Raw genomic sequence first — 16,152 nt, forward strand, 5'->3', positions numbered from 1 at the left:
TCAGCCGCGCCAGTCTTTTGCGAGCAAGGCGAAATAGAGGTCGTCGATCCAACGGCCGTCGCACAGGAAGGCTTCGCGGAAATGGCCTTCCTGGTGGAAGCCGAGCGCGCGGATGATCTTTACGGAGGCGATGTTCTCGGCCGTGGCGACCGCCACGAAGCGATGGACGCGATGCGCGTCGATCAGCCAGGGGATCAGGGCCGTCAACGCCTCGCGAACATAGGCCTGGCGTTGATGAGCGGGGAGGATGCGGTAGCCGAGCTCGACCTGCCGTTCGCCGGGCACGTCGAAACCGACGCCAATGTCGCCGACCACCGCGCCATCCGCGCGGCGGGCGAGGACGAACTGATACCAGGGGCCGCCCGGTTCGATCGCGCCGGGTTGTTTCGCCTGCATGTCGGCGATCAGCTGCCTGAGGAAGGCGCGCGGATCGTCGCGGCGGACGGTGTAGCGCGTCATCTCCGGGTCCGCCCAGGCGGGCATCAGCGCGTCCAGATCCGAATCGCGCGGACGGCGCAGGATCAGCCGTTCGGTCTCGATGAAGATCATTGCGATGGCTTCAGGTCGCGCAGTCCCTTGCCGATCGCCTCGATCGGATGGGCGGCGGCGCGGGCGCGGCTGGCTTTCAGGCGCGGATAGCCGGCCTCGGCGTCGGCGATCAGCTCCCTGACGAAGGCGCCGGAGCGGACTTCGCGCAGGATGCGGCGCATCTCGGTGCGGGTGTCGGCGGTGACGATCCTCTCCCCGCCTTTCAACGCGCCGAACTCGGCGGTGTTGGAAATCGCCTCGCGCATGCCGGCGATGCCACGCGCATGGATGAGATCGGCGATCAGCTTCACTTCGGCAAGGCATTCGAAATAGGCGATTTCGGGAGAATATCCGGCCTCGACCAAGGTGTCGTAGCCGCCCAGGATCAGCTCCGGGATCGCGCCCCAGAGCACGGCCGCCTCGTTGAACAGGTCGGCCTCGCATTCCTCGGCGAAGCTGGTCGGCAGGATTCCCGCTCGGCCGCTGCCGATCGCGGCGGCGTAAGACAGCGCCAGCGCCTGCGCGCCGCCGCTCGCGTCCTGCTCGACCGCGATCAGCCCGATCAGGCCGGCGCCGGCGAGATAGTCGTCGCGCAAGGCCGTGCCCGGCCCCTTGGGCGCGGCGAGGAAGATGTCGAGATCGGGACGCGGCTGGATCAGGCCGAAGCGGATCGACAGGCCGTGCGCGAAGCCCAGAGCGGCGCCGAGCTTCAGGTGCGGCGCCAGTTCCTCGGCATAGATGCGGCCATGATCCTCATCGGCGGCGAGCAGCATCGCCACGTCCGCCTGCGCGGCGGCCTCGGCTGACGGCATGACGTCGAACCCGTCGGCCCGCGCCTGTTCGCGGCGCGTGGAGCCTTCGCGCAGGGCGACCGTCACGGCGACGCCGCTGTCCCGCAGGTTCAGCGCCTGGGCGCGGCCCTGATTGCCGTAACCGACGACCGCCACCCGCCTGGCGCGAATGATCGAGAGATCGCAATCCTTATCGAACCAGGCCTGCATATGCGCGGCCTAGGTGAAGGACAGGGCTTCGACAAGCTCGGCCCGAACAATTGGGGTGTCGGGCGGGGCCATGAAACGCCGCCAGTCGGCCGGCGGCTGATGGCGGAACCAGGTATATTGGCGCTTGGCATATTGGCGGGTCGCGGCCTGCCCTGCCGCCAGCGCCTCGTCGTGGCCGAGATCGCCGCGCAGGAAGGCGGCGATCTCCGGCACGCCGATCGCGCGCATCACCGGGGCGGACGGCGATAATTCTCGCTCTAGAAGCGAACGAACTTCCACAATCCCTTCTTCTGAAAAGATTTCTTTAAAGCGCTTGTCGCAGCGCCGATGCAGCCAGTCGCGCGGGGGCAGCAGGATGAGGGGGCGCAATGCCACCTCCCCGCCGATCCCGCCGACCTTCTCGGTTTGCCAGTCCCGCAGGGTCCGGCCGGTCGATCGCACCACCTCCAGCGCCCGAGCGATGCGGGTGGTATCGCTCGGCCGGAGGCGCGCGGCCGCTTCCGGGTCCTCACGCGCCAGAGCGGCATGGGCGTCCGCCACGAGCAGCGCGCGGACCTCCGCGCGGATCGCGGGATCGATCTCGGGCACCGGCGCGATGCCGTCGAGCAGGGTGCGGATGTAGAGGCCGGTGCCGCCGGCGAGGATCGGCAGGCGTCCCTCGGCATGGACGGCGGCGATCTCGCGCCTGGCATCTCCGGCCCAATCGGCGGCGGAGCAGGTCTCCGCGCCGCTGCGATAGCCGTAGAGGCGATGCGGGGCGCGGCATTCGTCATCTTTCGATGGCCTGGCCGAAACGACTCGCAATTCCTTGTAAACCTGAGCGCTATCGGCGTTGATGATCGCCCCACCCGTCGCTTCGGCAAAGGCTAGGGCAAGCGCCGACTTGCCGCTGGCGGTCGGGCCTGCGATGAGCGCGAGCGGCGGCTTTCCAGAGGACCCCATGTTCATCGCGACCCTGATAGCAAAGGAGCGGCTGATGCGCGGCGATATTTCGGCCGCCCAGGACGCCGTGGGGGAGGTGCGTGGTTTTGCGTGGCTCGACGAGGGCCAGGCGGGGGATCTCGCGTTCGGCGGCGATCCCGGCGCGGCGCGGCGGGCGCTGGAGGGGCTGATCGGGGGCGTGGACGTGATCGTCCAGCCCGCCGCCCGGCGCCGCAAGCGGCTGATCGTCGCCGACATGGATTCGACGATGATCACCGTCGAGTGCATCGACGAGCTGGCCGATTATGCAGGGCTGAAGGCCGAGGTCGCCGAAGTGACCGAGCGGGCGATGCGCGGCGAGCTGGATTTCGCGGCGGCGCTGGACGCGCGGGTGGCGCTGCTCAAGGGGATGGACGCGGCGGTGATCGACCGCTGCCGGACCGAGCGGGTGCGGCTGATGCCCGGCGCGCGGACTTTGGTGCGGACGATGAAAGCCAATGGGGCGCATGCGCTGCTTGTCTCCGGCGGCTTCACCCGCTTCGCCGGGCCGGTGGCGGAAGAAATCGGTTTCGACGAGGCCATCGCCAATGTGCTGGAGATCGACGGGGATCGGCTGGCGGGGACGGTGACCCGCCCGATCGTCGGCGCGGCGGCGAAGCGCGAGGCGCTGATCGGGACGGCGGTCAGGCTCGGCCTCGCGCCGGAAGAGAGTCTGGCGGTCGGCGACGGGGCCAACGACATTCCGATGATCGAGGCGGCGGGGCTGGGCGTCGCCTATCGCGCGAAGCCAGTGGTGGCGGCGGCGGCGGATGCGCGGATCGAAGCGAACGACCTCACCGCCCTGCTCTACACGCAGGGCTATGCCCGCAAGGATTGGGTGGAGGGTTAGCCCGGCCGGCTCATGTCGGCGGCGATGGCGGCCAAGGCGAAGGCGACGGAGCGTTCGCCATAGTCGAAACCGAGCGCGACGCCGTCATCGCCGACGGCGCGGACCCGGGCGGCGATCGTGCCGGCGTCGGGATGCCTGAGCTCCACGGTGACGCCGATCAGCGGGCGGGCGGAGGTTTCCAGCGTGGCGCCGGTCGCGGTGATCTCGCGCAGCGCCGCCGGCGCGGCCTGATCGGCGACCAGCACGCACATCCGCCGCCGCCGCCAGCGCGACGCCATGCCCCTGCGATCGTCGAGATCGACTGCCTGCCCCATCTTCCCGTCCCTTGTTCTTGAAGGACGGTCATAACGGGGCCGCGCAAAGAAACGGTTAAACGACCTCCTACGGCGCGACCGGGAAGCAGGCCTGGCGCGCGGCGGCGCAGGCGCGGGTCGCGGCGGCACGATCGGCGAGCGGGCCGGCCTGGAGCCGGAAGACGGCGCCAGCGCGCACGATTTGCGGCTGAAGGCCGGGCAGGCGTCCGACAATGCCACTCCACGCGGCACGGGCATTGGCCTCGCTGGCGAACGCGCCGAGCTGGATGCGCCAGCGGCCGCCGGCGCTCGCCAGCGTCGCGCCAGGCGCGGGCGGACGCGCCACGGGCGCTCCAGGGCGGGGCGCAGGCGGTGCCGGCTCCGGCGGATTGGCGGCAGCCGAAGGCGGCAGCGCGGTCGGCGCGACGCTCGGCTGCCGCGCGGGCGGCGGCGGCACGGCTTCGGCCAGGGCGACGGCGGGCGGCGATGCCTGGCGCGCCATCGCTTCGGCCATCTCCCGGCCGCGCGCGACATCCTCCGACGCGATGTGCCGCTCCATCTCGACGAGCTGGGTGACGGCGGGGGCGAGGCCCTGGGCGGCGGCGCGGCTCATCATCGCATAGGCGCGCACCCAGTCGCGCGGGGCGAGATCGCCGTTGAAGAGCGCGGTGCCGTAGACATATTGCGCGCGCGGATCGCCGGCCTCGGCGCCGCGCTGGATGAACGGCATCGCCTCGGTGCGGCGGCCATTCTGGAACAGGATCACGCCGTACATGGCCTGCGCCTCCATATGGCCGGAGCGCGCGGCGCGCTCATACCATTGCTCGGCGAGGGTCAGATTTTGCGGCACGCCCCGGCCAAGCCGATAGGCATGGCCCAGATTGAACTGCGCATCGGCATCGCCGCGATCGGCCAGCGGGCGCCAGTTGCGCACCGCCGTGTCATAGTCGCCGGCCTGCCAGGCCGTGAAGCCGGCCTCGACGCTGGGGCCGACAAGGCCCTGTTGCGCGGCCAGGGGCGCGGCGAGCGCCATGGCGGCCACGATGGACAGGCTCGCTCGGCCGAAACGGATCGTCATTGTTCATCTCCACCGGACAACGGCTTCGCTCTAGCGGCGAATGTTTAATGGCGCTTTAGCATCGAAATCAGCGGTTTGCCTATGCGTCGACGCATCCGGAACGGTGCCGAACCCTGCCACGATGTTAACCGGATTTTAGCTTCGACGGCGCAAACCCGGCCTCCACGTGGGGAACCATCAAGGGATAATTGCATGCGCGTTCTGGCTCTTTCCTCGCAGAAGGGCGGATCGGGTAAGACCACCCTTTCCGGCCATCTCGCCGTCCAGGCGCAGCGCGCCGGCTACGGCCCCGTCTGCCTGATCGACATCGACCCGCAAGGCTCGCTCGCCGACTGGTGGAACGAACGCGAGGACGACATGCCCGCCTTCGCCCAGACCACGGTGGCGCGTCTCGGCGCGGACCTCGAGGTGCTGCGCCAGCAGGGCTTCCGCCTCGCCGTGGTTGATACCCCGCCTGCGATCACGATGGCGATCCAGAGCGTCATCCAGGTCGCCGAGCTGGTTGTCATTCCGACCAGGCCCTCCCCGCACGACCTGCGCGCTGTCGGCGCCACGGTCGATCTGTGCGAGCGCGCCGGCAAGCCGCTCATCTTTGTCGTCAACGCGGCGACGCCCAAGGCGAAGATCACCTTCGAGGCGGCGATTGCGCTGTCGCAGCACGGCACGGTCGCCCCGGTCACGCTCCACCACCGCACCGATTTCGCCGCCTCGATGATCGACGGCCGCACCGTGATGGAGGTCGATCCGAACGGCAAATCGGCCCGCGAGGTGGTCGAGCTCTGGGACTATGTCGCCGACCGGCTCGAGAAGAATTTCCGCCGGACCGTCTTTTCCGCGCCCGGCGGCCCGGTGCCGCATCCGGCCGCACAACGTCCCGCGCCCGGCTTCGGCCGCCGCGTGATGGGCCAGTGACGGAGGGCGCGCACATGAACGAAGCTCGCCCCTACGCCTCGCTCTCCTCGGGGCTGCTGGCCCGCAAGGGCGCCGCCAAGCCGGCGATGCGTCCGCAAGGCTATACCGGTTTCGAGGATCTCGGCTGGAACGACATGGGTCCGGCCGAGGCGCAGGTCGCCGATTTCGGCCCGGAACATGTGCCGAGCTCGATCTCGGCGCTGACTCCGTTGCCCAAGGGCGATGAGCCCGCGGTCGCCGCGCAGCAGCGCGCCATCGCCGAGCATTTCGACGCCGAGGACGATGCCGGATTTGCCGAGGTGGAAGCGCCCGTCGCGCCCGCGCCGCGCAAGGCCAAGGTGCTGGCGCTGCCCAAGCGACCCGCCGTGGCTCCCGCCGGCAAGAAGGCCGCCTTCACGCTTCGCCTCGATGCGGAGCGCCATCTCAAGCTGCGGCTCGCCTGCGCGGTCACCGGCCGTTCGGCGCAGCAGCTCGTCATCGGCGCGCTCGACGACTTTCTGGCCTCGCTGCCGGAAGTCGATGCGCTCGCCGGGCAGGTTCCCGCCAAAGCCAAGCGCAACTGACGTAACCGGAAGGATCGACGCGATGAGCAGGATCGCCTTCAAGATCGCCGCCTCGACGATGATCGTCAGCCTGACGATGACCTCCGGCACGGCCCTGTCCGGCCAGATACGTGGCCGTCCGGCCAGCGCGCCGGCCGACCGCGAGGCCGCCCGCGCCCATGAGCAAGGCGCCCGCGCGCTGCGCGAGAACCGGCTCGAGGACGCGCGCGAGGCGCTGGAGCGGGCAGTCGCCGCCGCGCCGCGCGACGCCGGCTATCGCCTGCTGCTCGCCGACATCTACCTCAAGGCCGGCCGCTTCGATTCGGCCCGCGCGACCTATGCCGACGTGCTGGAGCTCGATCCGTCGAACCGGCGCGCGGGGATGAGCTTCGCGCTGACCCAGATCGCTCTCGGCCGTCCCGCCGCCGCAGTGGCGCAGCTCGACCATCTCGGCGGCATCGCCTCCGACGCCGATCGCGGCCTCGCTTATGCGCTGGCCGGCCATCCCGAGCGCGGCCTCGCTTTGCTCGAGCCGCTGGCGCGCAGCCAGATGGCGACGCCCCGCGCGCGCCAGAATCTGGCGCTGGCGCATGCCCTGGCCGGCGACTGGCGCCGCGCCCGCGCGATCGCCGCGCAGGACATTTCGCCCGCCGACGTCGAGGCGCGGATGACGCAATGGGCGGCGCTCGCCCGGCCCGATGCGGGCATGACCCGGATCGCCGGCCTGCTCGGCGTCACCCCGGTCGCGTCCGATCCGGGCCAGCCGGTCCGGCTCGCTCTGTCCCGCCTGGCACCGGCGCCCGTGCAGGTCGCCGAAGCGGCGCCCGTCGTCGCGCCGCTGGTCAATCCGGGCGCCGCGCCCCGCCAGGTGATCGCGCTCGCGCCCGCCGCGCCGGCCTATCCTCAGGCGCCGGCCCCGGCCGCCAGTGGCGATTCCGACTGGGGCCTGCCCGCCGAAGCCCCCGTCCGGGTGGCCGAAGCGCCCTCCTATTATCTGCCCGTGCCGCAGCCGGAACCCGAAGCGCCGAGCGCCCGCGAGGTCCGGCAGGCGCTGGCCGTCCAGACGCTGAACCGGCCGAGCCCGGCAGTCGTGCCGGCCGCCGCCGTCTCCTTGCCGCCCGCGCCCCGCTTCAACCGCGCCGCGCCGCGCGTCGCGCAGGTCCGCGCCGGCGACAGCCGCTATGTCGTCCAGCTCGGCGCCTTCTCGAACGAGGCCAATGCCGAGCGCGCCTGGGTGGAGACGCAGGGCCGCCATGGCCTGACCCCCTACGCGCCGCTCACCGTCACGATCGACCACCAGGGCCGCACCCTGCACCGCGTCGCCGTCGCCGGCTTCGCGAGCGAGGCCGATGCGCGCCGCCTGTGCGGATCGATCCAGGCGCAGGGCGGCGAATGCTTCGTGCGCGAAAATGCCGGCGACGCCGCGATCCGCTGGGCCGCCCGCTACGCCAGCGAGACAACGCGCAACGCCTGAGCTTTCGGGAGCCTCAACCCTCCCTCTGGAAGGGCGGCCGGCGGCCAAGGCCGGCCGCCCTTTTTCATGGCGGCGATTCGCGATTTGGCGGCGAGAGGCGAAAGCGAAGGATTCGCCGCCAAACCACCCCGATTCGGCGCGCGGAAGTTGACGAAGTTGACGCCACGTGCGGGGGCATCGCCCCCAGCCCGGCGGGCCGAAGGGCTCCAAAGAGCCGCTCCGGCGCGAAAGGGCGACAGACTCGGGCATGCCGGGAGAGTGACAGAGCTTTTCCTACATTGGAAGCGGATGCCGAGGCGTCTTTTTTCGATCCATTGCGAACATTGCCGGCACATGCAATTTTCGGATGATGAAGCATTCGGCGCGCGCGGTCATGGTGCTTGCTTGCTTGCTCTGCTCGACCACGGCCGGGTCCGTGTTGGCTGGGCAGCAAACAGTTCGCGTTCCTGTTGCTCCGCCGCGCCTCGTCATCGTGCAAGAAGGCGAGCGGGAACCGAACTGGAGGGAGACACCGGTTGCTCCGCCGAACGAGATCATATTGGCCGATCCTGACGGAAACGGGATGCTGGGAGTGTCACCGTCGGATGGCATTCATGAGGCCGCTGAAGCTCTCGCCGCAGCGCTGCCCCCGGACTATCTCGCCAAGCTGATGCAAGACCATGGATATGAGCCGCGCCGCTCGACCGATTCGGACGATGCCAGCGAACGGGACGATCTGCGGCAAAGCGATCTGGCCGACTACCTGTTTGACGTATGGGTATTCCGCGCGCCCCACAGCCGACTGGCTCGGGAGTTTAGCTGTCTCAGTCCGGGTGAGCGCGGCATTACCCCATTCCTGGCGCTTCTGACCGGGCGTCTGTTCTACGTTAATGATGGCGCTTACCTCAGGGTCTCACCGGGGCGGGCGACGTCGCTTCCCCATGCCGCTTACATCGCCGCCAACGTCGCGACCCACGCATGTCAGCGGCTTGTCGAGGAAGCGCGATAGACCGCGACCCGATAGACGTGCTCGTGAATGTGCAACGTCGGCTTTCCACGCATAACGGACATCCCGCCTTGCCGGTTGCCCGGCTTGCCACCATCCCGGCGCCAAACTATCCCCGGTCTCCTTAGCCCCGGGTTCCGGTCCCGCGGACATCACCAGCGAAGACCCATTGTTGCAGCCGAGGCCCGTTCCAGTTCCGTCCTTCGTCCAGCGGATTCGCGCCGATGGCCGGCAGCGCGCGATCGGCGTCGGCCTGACCCTGCTGATCCAGCTCCTGCTCCTGTTCGTGCTGCTGTCGCTGGGCACGGTGCGGCTGCCCGGGGCAGACGATCAGCCCAACGTGGTCAGCCTGCGGGTCGAGGAGGTCAGGGAAGACGAGGACGAGGACGAGCCTCCGAGTCCGGAAGAAGAACAACAAGCGGAGGAGCGACCCGAGACACCGCGGCCGGAGCCCGAGGAGGCGCCGCCGCCGCAGCCCGCCGAACCGGTGGCCGCGCCCGTGCCGCCGCCCGTCGTGCCGCCGCTTCCGCAACCGTCCCCGTCGACCGCCCCGCCGCGCGCAAGCCCGCCCGCGCAGCCCCGGCCGGTCTACGGGCCACCGGACACGCGCAGCGCCGCCTCTCGCGACACGGAGCGGGTCGGCACGGCGCCCAATGGCGAACCGCTTTACGCGGCGGCCTGGTATCGCGAGCCGAGCGACGAGATGCTGCGGGGCTATCTGTCCACCGCCTACGGCCCGGGCTGGGGGCTGATCGCGTGCCGCACAGCGCCGGATTATCGCGTGGAGGACTGCGTCGGGCTCGACGAATATCCGAACGGTTCGCAGATCAACCGCGCGGTGCTCGCCGCGGCATGGGAATTCCGGGTGCGGCCGCCGCGGCGGGGCGGACGGTCACTGGTGGGCGCCTGGGTCAGGATCCGGATCGATTACGGCATCGAGCGGCGCTAGAATCCGGCCTACCGCGCATTGATGTCCGATCTACACCTCCCTCTCTCTCGAGGGAGAAGGATTGGAGTGTGGGCGATGGGGCCTGACGCCGCGCCTAGCCCCGCCGCTCCCTGGTCAACAGATCGAGGCAGGCCATGCGGATCGCGACGCCGAGCTCGACCTGGGCGAGGATGAGTGAGCGTTCGGGATCGTCCGCAACCTCGCCGTCGATCTCGACGCCGCGGTTCATCGGGCCGGGATGCATCACGACGGCATGGGGTGCGGCGCGGGCGAGGCGGGCACGGGTGAGACCGTAACGGGCGTGATAATCGCCGAGCGCGTCGGCAAGGCCCTCCTCCAGCCGCTCGCGCTGGATGCGCAGCATCATCACCACGTCGGCGCCCTCCAGCGCGGCGTCGAAATCGGTCGTGGCCGCGATGCCGGGCGGCAGCGTGGCAGGCAGCAGGGCGGCGGGCCCGGCGACCGTCACTTCGGCGCCGAGCAGGGGCAGCGCGCGCAGGTTCGATCCGGCGACGCGGCTGTGCGCGATGTCGCCACAGATCACGATCCTGAGCCCCGCGATCCGCCCGAAGCGGCGGCGGATCGCCAGCGCATCGAGCAGGGCCTGGGTCGGATGCTCGCCGCGCCCGTCGCCGGCGTTGATGACCGGGCAATCCATCACCGCCGCCACGTCGCGCGCGGCGCCGACCGCCTCGTGGCGGATGACGAGGATGTCCGGGCGCATCGCGTTCAGCGTCAGCGCGGTGTCGATCAGGCTTTCGCCCTTGCGCACGCTGGAGGCGGCGGGATGGAAGCCGGACACCTGCGCGCCGAGGCGCTTCCCCGCGATCTCGAACGAGAACATCGTGCGGGTGCTGTTCTCGAAGAAGGCGTTGATCTGGGTGAGGCCTTCCAGCCGCCGGTCCGCCTTGCGGGCGCCGCGGTTGAAATCGGCCCAGGCCTCGGCCTCGTCGAGAATGAGGGCGAGATCGGCGGCGGACAGCCCCTCGATGCCGAGGAGGTGCCGGTGAGGGAAGCGCGCGGAGGACATTGAAGCGGCGCTGTAGCGAGTGGGCCGGTGAGGCTCAAGCATTGCCATCCCTTTCCCCGTTCGGGCTGAGCCTGTCGAAGCCCTATGCTTCCCTTCCAGCGGTGGAGAAGAAAGGACAGTCCTTCGACAGGCTCAGGACGAACGGAATGGGGATGATCAACGGCGCAAATGCTGGTCCAGGAAGCGCAGATAGGCCTCCTGCGCGTCGATGCGGTTCTGCTTGCGCAGGAAGCCGTGGCCCTCGTCGGGGAAGAGGACATATTCGACCGGCACATTGTTGGCGCGCACGGCGGCGACCAGCTCGTCGCTCTCGACCTGGAGCACGCGCGGATCGTTGGCGCCCTGCACGACCAGCATCGGCCGGCGGATATTGGCGGCGTGGAAGAGCGGGGAGATCGCCCGGTGGCGTTCCGCGTCCACCGCCGGATCGCCCATCTCGTCGAACAAGGCGGTGCGCTGCGCCCCCCACCATGCGGGAATCGATTCCAGCGTGCGGACCCAGTTGGTGACGCCGAAGATGTTGACGCCGGCGTCGAACACCTCCGGGTGGAAGGCCAATGCGGCGGCCGTCATATAGCCGCCATAGGAGCCGCCCATCACGGCGACGCGGTCCGAAATCCAGTCCTGCCCGGCCAGCCAGTCGCGCGAGGCGACGACGTCCCTGAGATCGACATCGCCGTGGCGGCGATCGTCCAGGTGGAAGAAGGTCTTGCCGTAGCCGGACGAGCCGCGATTGTTGATCGCGTAGACGGCATAGCCGTGATTGACGAGATGCTGGACCATCGCGCTGTAGCCGCGCCGGCTCTGTCCGCCCGGCCCGCCATGGACCAGCACGATCGCCGGCACCGGATTGGCCGCGCTTGCCCCGTGCGGGCGATAGAGGATGCCGGGAATCTCCAGCCCGTCATAGGAGGGGAAGCGCGCCACGGTGGCGGTGACGAGATTGGCCTCGTCGATCGCCGGATTGAGCGCGGTGGTGAGGCGGCGGGCCTGGCCGTTCGAAAGATCGGCGACGAAGATGTCGGAGGGAGAAGTGTCCGACGCGACGGTGAAGGCGATCATCGTCTCGTCGCGGTTGAAGCGCACGCCGCCCAGGTCGCCCTCGGGCACGCCGGTGAGGCGCAGGGGCTGGTTGGAACGCGTGTCGGTGATGGTGAGCGCGCTGGAGCCGTCGGCATTGACGCCATGGACCCGGTAGCGGCCCGAGGGCGAATAGGAGACGAACATCACGTCCCAGTCGGCCGCGATCATCGGCCGCCGCGCGCCGCTGGCGAGATCGTAGCGGACCGCCTGCGAGAATTCGCTCGTCTCGTTGGTGCCGTAGACGAGCGCCGTGCTGTCCGGCGTGAAGCCGTAGACGCCGTGCGAGATATTGCCCTGATGCGGGGTGATGTGGCGCGGCGCGGCCTCGCCGCCCACCTCGTAAAGATAGACGTCGCTGTCGGCGCTGCTGTTCGCCTTGCCGAGCGCGACGAAGCGCCCGTCGCGCGACACGTCCGACGGGAAGAACTCGCCGCTATTCTGGAAGATCATCCGGCGTTCGTAGGTCTGTGCGTCATAGGCGTAGATATCGAAGGCGCGCGGATCGCGTTCGTTGCTGGAGATGTAGAAGGTGCGGCCGTCGCCGCTCCAGCCCATGAAACTCGCCTTCAGATTCTCGCCCGGGGTCAGGTCGCGCTCGGTGCCGTCGGGCAGGCGGACATAGACGTGATTGAGCTCGTTGCCGCCCTGATCGGCGGTGAACAGCACCCGCTCGTCATTGGGGAAATAGGACATGGCGAAAGTGGCGTTGCCGGATGAGCTGGTGATCGGCACCGGATCGCCGCCGGCCACGGGGAGCGCATAGGCGTTGAACACGCCGGTCCGGTCCGTATTGATCAGCAGGTGCCGCCCGTCGCGCGAGAAGGCGATGCCGTCCGCCGCGGCCATGCCGTAGCTGGTCGTCTCGAAGAATTGCTGCGCCGTGTAGCGCACCGGCGCCGGCCGTTCGGCGGTGGCGCCCTGGGCGGCATGGGCGGCATGGGCCTCGGCGGTCATATTGAAGGCTCCGAGCGTGAGGACGGTGGTGGCGAGCATCGCGGCGGCGATTCGAAGACGCATGGCATGTTTCCCCTGTAAGTGTGTTATTTCTATAACACGGTTTGTCGCGACAGTGTAGCGGTTTTTCGCGCGGCGCTCACGGCGCCATCGTCATCGCGTCGATCGCACCTTGCAGGATGTAGGCGGCGGCCATCTTGTCGACCAGCTCGGCGCGGCGCGCGCGGCTGGCGTCGGCGTCGATCAGCGCGCGCGTGACCGCCTGGGTGGACCAGCGCTCGTCCCAGAGCAAAGTCGGGCGGCCGAGCGGCGCGAGATTGCGGGCAAAGGCGCGGACCGACTGGGTGCGGGGGGAATCGCTGCCGTCCAGGCTGAGCGGCAGGCCGATGACGATGCCGCGCACGAGCTGGTCGGCGATCATCCCGCGCAGCGTTTCCATGTCCTTCGCGAATTTCGTGCGCCGAATCGTCTCGGCCGGCGAGGCGATCGTCCAATGGGAATCGCAAAAGGCCGTGCCGATCGTCTTCGTGCCCACGTCCAGTCCGATCAGCCGCCCGCCGGTGGGCAAGACGGTGCGGAAGGCGGGGGCGTCGGTGACGATCATCGGCCTTCGAACGCCGTGAGGCGGCGCGCGACATCGGCCCGGATATTCGCCCAGAACAGGGCGTAATCGTAGACGTGATAATTGTTGCCGGGCAGCGCGTAATTGCCCATGTCCGGCAGCGCCTCGACGGGGCCGACCAGCAGGAAGCCGCGCAGGTCGCAGCGCGCCGGGACGAGACCGGCGCGCAGCTCCGCATCGCTCATGTCCCCGTTGGGCACGAGCGTGCCGAGATTGGCGCCGGCGGGCGCCCCGCCGCCGCGCGCGCCGGTCAGCGGATTGGTGCAGACCATCGGCGATCCGGCGCGCGAGATGCCGGTCGGGCCGCTGGTCGCGTCATAGACCTCGGTCACCTGACTGGGATCGGCGGGCTCGGCAAAGCTCTGGTACGAGACGATGCAGCCCGCCTCGTCCCCTTGCTCACATTCCGGCAGCGCCATTTCGGGCAGGTCCGCGTCGCGCGAGACCGGCCAGCCGATCACATAGGCCGCCGCGACGCGCTGCGCCTCCGGCGCGCCGCGCAGCCGCTCCTGGAGGAGACGGATCAGGTGCAGGCTGCCCTGGCTGTGCGCGGCGAGGACGATCGGCCGGTCGGCGGGGGCCTGGCGAAGGAATTCCTCGAATGCCGCCAGCACGTCGGCATAGGCGAAATCGAACGCGCGCCGGGCATTGTCCTCGGTGGTGAGGAAAGCGCCGAACGTCGCCTGGCGATATCTGGGCGCCCAGATATCGCCGATATGATTGAAGGCGCTGGCCTGGCTGCGGACGAACAGCCGCGCCCGCTCCTGCGATTCCGCATCGTCCAGCGGCGCGTTCCAGGCCGAGGATTCGAGGAAGCTGGTCGGGTGGATGAAGAAGACCGAGGCCCGGGGCGCGTCAGTCGCGGCATCGGTGCCCGCGGGCACCCAGAGCGCGGGATTGCCGGGGATGTCCGGCCGCGCGATCCACAGATCGGCCTGCGCATAGCTCGAGCCTTCCGGCATCGGCACGTCCTGGAAAGCGACGCTCGGCACCAGCGCCCAGCGCATCAGCTCCTTTTCGAACAGGCGGTAGCCGAGCGCCCCCAGGAAAGTGAGCACGATCAGCGCCGCCACGATCCACAGGAAACAACCCGCCGGACTTTTTCTTCTTCTCGCCATTCCCGCCCTCAAGCCGATGTGCGGCGCGCTTGCAAGTGATGGCGGCCTATCCCCGCTGGAAGTATCGGCCGGGCGTAACCCCGAATTGCTTGCGGAAAGCGGCCACGAAGGCGCTTGGCGTCGCATATCCCGCCGAGGCCGCGACCGCTTTGATCGGGGCATCGCCGGCAAGCTTTTCGATGGCGGCGAGAAGATCGCGGTGCCGTCGCCAGCGGCCCGGGCTCATCCCGGTTTCGGCGCGGAACCGCCGCTCCAGCGTGCGCACGCCGACGCCGGCCATATGCGCCAGCCGCGTCATGCTCCGTGCTTCCGGCGCGCCCGCCGCGATCAGGGCGGCGGCGCGGCGTGTGGCCGGGCCGGTCGGCTGCGGCAATTCGAAGGGCGGCGCACGCGCCTGGCGGAACTCTTCGAGGATGAGAGTCGCGATCGCCAGGTCCACCGTTTCGCGGCGATCCAGCAAGCCGGTCCGTACCGCCTTCAGGATCAATTCCCGCAGCAGCGGTGAAACGGTGATCACCATGCACTGGTCCGGCAGCCGTCCGGAAAGGCCGGGCCTGAAATAGAGTGTCCTCAGCGCGCTTTCGCCGGCGAAACGAAGGCCGTGCTCGATCCCGGCGGGCACCCAGACCGCCCAATGGGGCGGCGCGATCCAGGAACCGCGCTCCGTCGAGACATGCAGCACCCCGGCCGAGGCGTAGATGAGTTGATGCCAGTCATGCCGGTGCGGCTGCACCGCCTGGCCCGCGCGGTGATCCGACGCGAGGGTTCGAACCGCCAGAAAGGGCTCGTCGGCGCGGGTGAGACGCTTTTTCGACATATTCTGTCGTTCTAGCGGGATTGCGGCAATGTCGCCAGCTGCGATATGTTTCTTCCATGCCGAACAACCTCGCCAGCTTCGCCATTCATGCCGACGATGTCGGGCGCGCCGCCAGCTTCTATGAAGCCGTCTTCGGCTGGCGTTTAGAGCCATGGGGGCCGCCGGACTTCTACCTGATCCATACCGGCGACGAGACATCGCCCGGGGTCATGGGGCTGCTCCAGAAGCGCCAGGAGCCGCGCTCGGGCACCGGCCTCAACGGCTTCGAATGCACCTTCTCCGTCGAGGATGTCGATGCGATCGCGGCGGCGGTGGAGGATAATGGCGGCCGGATCACTCTGACGAAATCGCCGATCCCGACTGTCGGCGAGCTGATCCGTTTCCTCGACACGGAAGGCAATGAGGTCGGTGCGATGCGCTACGAGACGCCGTCCCGCTAGCTGTCTTGCCGCACCGCGGCGGCGATGCTAGCGCGCCGTTCGGATCGTTTGCCGATCCGAACCAGCAGGAAAAGCATGTCCGTCGACGTCGAAACCGTCCGCCATATCGCCAGGCTCGCCCGCATCGCCGTCAGCGATGCGGAGCTCGCCGCGCTCGCCCCCGAACTCTCCGGCATCCTCGACTGGGTCGAGCAGCTCGGCGAGGTCGATGTGACGGGCGTCGCGCCGATGAATGCGGTGATCCCCAACCATCTGCGCCTGCGCGACGATGTCGTCACCGACGGCGGCATCCGGGAGGATGTTCTGGCCAACGCGCCGGCGGCCGAGCACGGATTTTTCGCGGTGCCGAAGGTGATCGAATGATGCGCGGCCTTGCCACCCCCGCCGTTCGCCCTGGTGAGCAGGCCGCCGAGCCCCCGGCTCGGCTTGGAACTGCCGGGGGCAGTTCCAACCTGTTCACTGTCGAAGGGCTGTCCTTTTCTTCTGTCCCGAGAATGAAGAAAGGGCAGGGCTTCG

General features: G+C 69.3%; 18 protein-coding genes. 8 read left to right on the forward strand and 10 right to left on the reverse strand.

Annotation, left to right across the window (positions count from 1 at the left end; translation table 11 throughout):
* From KF780_07755 to miaA, 3 genes are read right to left on the reverse strand one after another with little or no spacing between them, the layout of a single operon-like run.
* Window positions 1–549 carry a GNAT family N-acetyltransferase gene (locus tag KF780_07755; protein MBX3561695.1) on the reverse strand — a complete coding sequence of 183 codons (549 nt, stop codon included), beginning with the start codon at window positions 547–549 and terminating at the stop codon, window positions 1–3.
* The gene (ilvC, locus tag KF780_07760) at window positions 546–1,529 is read right to left on the reverse strand and encodes a ketol-acid reductoisomerase (GenBank protein ID MBX3561696.1); all 984 of its coding nucleotides are present in this window, start codon (window positions 1,527–1,529) and stop codon (window positions 546–548) included. The genes KF780_07755 and ilvC overlap by 4 nt, the downstream gene beginning before the upstream one ends.
* 9 nt (window positions 1,530–1,538) lie before the next feature.
* On the reverse strand, window positions 1,539–2,477 hold the full coding sequence (gene miaA, locus KF780_07765) for a tRNA (adenosine(37)-N6)-dimethylallyltransferase MiaA (protein ID MBX3561697.1): 939 nt from the start codon (window positions 2,475–2,477) through the stop codon (window positions 1,539–1,541).
* On the opposite strand from miaA, the gene serB reads away from it, so the two are divergent.
* Entirely contained in the window at window positions 2,470–3,339 is an 870-nt protein-coding gene (gene serB / locus KF780_07770; protein MBX3561698.1) for a phosphoserine phosphatase SerB, read from the forward strand. The genes miaA and serB overlap by 8 nt on opposite strands.
* On the opposite strand, the gene KF780_07775 is transcribed toward serB, so the two are convergent.
* Window positions 3,336–3,617, reverse strand: coding sequence for a hypothetical protein (locus KF780_07775; protein MBX3561699.1), 282 nt, complete (start codon window positions 3,615–3,617; stop codon window positions 3,336–3,338). The genes serB and KF780_07775 overlap by 4 nt on opposite strands.
* A 103-nt stretch (window positions 3,618–3,720) precedes the next feature.
* The gene (locus KF780_07780) at window positions 3,721–4,665 is read right to left on the reverse strand and encodes an SEL1-like repeat protein (protein ID MBX3561700.1); all 945 of its coding nucleotides are present in this window, start codon (window positions 4,663–4,665) and stop codon (window positions 3,721–3,723) included.
* Window positions 4,666–4,902: 237 nt separating this feature from the next.
* Here KF780_07780 and KF780_07785 point away from each other — a divergent pair, with 237 nt between their 5' ends.
* From KF780_07785 to KF780_07805, 5 genes are all read left to right on the forward strand, one after another.
* Window positions 4,903–5,622, forward strand: a complete 720-nt coding sequence (locus KF780_07785) for a ParA family protein (protein ID MBX3561701.1) — start codon at window positions 4,903–4,905, stop codon at window positions 5,620–5,622.
* A 14-nt stretch (window positions 5,623–5,636) separates the two neighbouring features.
* Window positions 5,637–6,185, forward strand: coding sequence for a hypothetical protein (locus KF780_07790; protein MBX3561702.1), 549 nt, complete (start codon window positions 5,637–5,639; stop codon window positions 6,183–6,185).
* 22 nt (window positions 6,186–6,207) lie between these two features.
* Window positions 6,208–7,638, forward strand: a complete 1,431-nt coding sequence (locus tag KF780_07795; protein ID MBX3561703.1) for an SPOR domain-containing protein — start codon at window positions 6,208–6,210, stop codon at window positions 7,636–7,638.
* A 346-nt stretch (window positions 7,639–7,984) separates the two neighbouring features.
* On the forward strand, window positions 7,985–8,626 hold the full coding sequence (locus tag KF780_07800; GenBank protein MBX3561704.1) for a hypothetical protein: 642 nt from the start codon (window positions 7,985–7,987) through the stop codon (window positions 8,624–8,626).
* Between the two features lie 166 nt (window positions 8,627–8,792).
* Window positions 8,793–9,572, forward strand: coding sequence for a hypothetical protein (locus KF780_07805; protein ID MBX3561705.1), 780 nt, complete (start codon window positions 8,793–8,795; stop codon window positions 9,570–9,572).
* Between the two features lie 94 nt (window positions 9,573–9,666).
* On the opposite strand, the gene KF780_07810 is transcribed toward KF780_07805, so the two are convergent.
* The 5 genes from KF780_07810 to KF780_07830 form a co-directional block, all read right to left on the reverse strand.
* On the reverse strand, window positions 9,667–10,650 hold the full coding sequence (locus tag KF780_07810) for an aspartate carbamoyltransferase catalytic subunit (GenBank protein ID MBX3561706.1): 984 nt from the start codon (window positions 10,648–10,650) through the stop codon (window positions 9,667–9,669).
* A 108-nt stretch (window positions 10,651–10,758) separates the two neighbouring features.
* Window positions 10,759–12,702, reverse strand: a complete 1,944-nt coding sequence (locus KF780_07815) for a S9 family peptidase (protein MBX3561707.1) — start codon at window positions 12,700–12,702, stop codon at window positions 10,759–10,761.
* 76 nt (window positions 12,703–12,778) lie between these two features.
* Complete coding sequence (gene ruvX / locus KF780_07820) at window positions 12,779–13,243, reverse strand: Holliday junction resolvase RuvX (GenBank protein MBX3561708.1); 465 nt, start codon at window positions 13,241–13,243, stop codon at window positions 12,779–12,781.
* Complete coding sequence (locus KF780_07825; GenBank protein ID MBX3561709.1) at window positions 13,240–14,379, reverse strand: DUF3089 domain-containing protein; 1,140 nt, start codon at window positions 14,377–14,379, stop codon at window positions 13,240–13,242. Before KF780_07825 ends, ruvX begins: the two co-directional genes overlap by 4 nt.
* Window positions 14,380–14,425: 46 nt before the next feature.
* The gene (locus KF780_07830) at window positions 14,426–15,196 is read right to left on the reverse strand and encodes a helix-turn-helix transcriptional regulator (protein ID MBX3561710.1); all 771 of its coding nucleotides are present in this window, start codon (window positions 15,194–15,196) and stop codon (window positions 14,426–14,428) included.
* A 56-nt stretch (window positions 15,197–15,252) separates the two neighbouring features.
* Here KF780_07830 and KF780_07835 point away from each other — a divergent pair, with 56 nt between their 5' ends.
* Together KF780_07835 and gatC are read left to right on the forward strand one after the other, a co-directional pair.
* Window positions 15,253–15,636, forward strand: coding sequence for a VOC family protein (locus KF780_07835; GenBank protein ID MBX3561711.1), 384 nt, complete (start codon window positions 15,253–15,255; stop codon window positions 15,634–15,636).
* 75 nt (window positions 15,637–15,711) lie between these two features.
* Window positions 15,712–15,999, forward strand: a complete 288-nt coding sequence (gatC, locus tag KF780_07840; protein MBX3561712.1) for an Asp-tRNA(Asn)/Glu-tRNA(Gln) amidotransferase subunit GatC — start codon at window positions 15,712–15,714, stop codon at window positions 15,997–15,999.
* Window positions 16,000–16,152 lie beyond the last annotated feature (153 nt).

This window comes from Sphingomonas sp. (genome assembly GCA_019635535.1).
Lineage (GTDB): Bacteria > Pseudomonadota > Alphaproteobacteria > Sphingomonadales > Sphingomonadaceae > Allosphingosinicella.

Excerpts from the sequence above, each read along its gene's own strand:
- KF780_07755 (MBX3561695.1), bottom strand. The coding sequence starts at position 549 with ATGATCTTCATCGAGACCGAACGGCTGATCCTGCGCCGTCCGCGCGAT.
- ilvC (MBX3561696.1), bottom strand. The coding sequence starts at position 1,529 with ATGCAGGCCTGGTTCGATAAGGATTGCGATCTCTCGATCATTCGCGCC.
- serB (MBX3561698.1), top strand. The coding sequence starts at position 2,470 with ATGTTCATCGCGACCCTGATAGCAAAGGAGCGGCTGATGCGCGGCGAT.
- miaA (MBX3561697.1), bottom strand. The coding sequence starts at position 2,477 with ATGAACATGGGGTCCTCTGGAAAGCCGCCGCTCGCGCTCATCGCAGGC.
- KF780_07775 (MBX3561699.1), bottom strand. The coding sequence starts at position 3,617 with ATGGCGTCGCGCTGGCGGCGGCGGCGGATGTGCGTGCTGGTCGCCGAT.
- KF780_07780 (MBX3561700.1), bottom strand. The coding sequence starts at position 4,665 with ATGGCGCTCGCCGCGCCCCTGGCCGCGCAACAGGGCCTTGTCGGCCCC.
- KF780_07785 (MBX3561701.1), top strand. The coding sequence starts at position 4,903 with ATGCGCGTTCTGGCTCTTTCCTCGCAGAAGGGCGGATCGGGTAAGACC.
- KF780_07790 (MBX3561702.1), top strand. The coding sequence starts at position 5,637 with ATGAACGAAGCTCGCCCCTACGCCTCGCTCTCCTCGGGGCTGCTGGCC.
- KF780_07795 (MBX3561703.1), top strand. The coding sequence starts at position 6,208 with ATGAGCAGGATCGCCTTCAAGATCGCCGCCTCGACGATGATCGTCAGC.
- KF780_07800 (MBX3561704.1), top strand. The coding sequence starts at position 7,985 with ATGATGAAGCATTCGGCGCGCGCGGTCATGGTGCTTGCTTGCTTGCTC.
- KF780_07810 (MBX3561706.1), bottom strand. The coding sequence starts at position 10,650 with ATGGCAATGCTTGAGCCTCACCGGCCCACTCGCTACAGCGCCGCTTCA.
- KF780_07815 (MBX3561707.1), bottom strand. The coding sequence starts at position 12,702 with ATGCGTCTTCGAATCGCCGCCGCGATGCTCGCCACCACCGTCCTCACG.
- ruvX (MBX3561708.1), bottom strand. The coding sequence starts at position 13,243 with ATGATCGTCACCGACGCCCCCGCCTTCCGCACCGTCTTGCCCACCGGC.
- KF780_07825 (MBX3561709.1), bottom strand. The coding sequence starts at position 14,379 with ATGGCGAGAAGAAGAAAAAGTCCGGCGGGTTGTTTCCTGTGGATCGTG.
- KF780_07830 (MBX3561710.1), bottom strand. The coding sequence starts at position 15,196 with ATGTCGAAAAAGCGTCTCACCCGCGCCGACGAGCCCTTTCTGGCGGTT.
- KF780_07835 (MBX3561711.1), top strand. The coding sequence starts at position 15,253 with ATGCCGAACAACCTCGCCAGCTTCGCCATTCATGCCGACGATGTCGGG.
- gatC (MBX3561712.1), top strand. The coding sequence starts at position 15,712 with ATGTCCGTCGACGTCGAAACCGTCCGCCATATCGCCAGGCTCGCCCGC.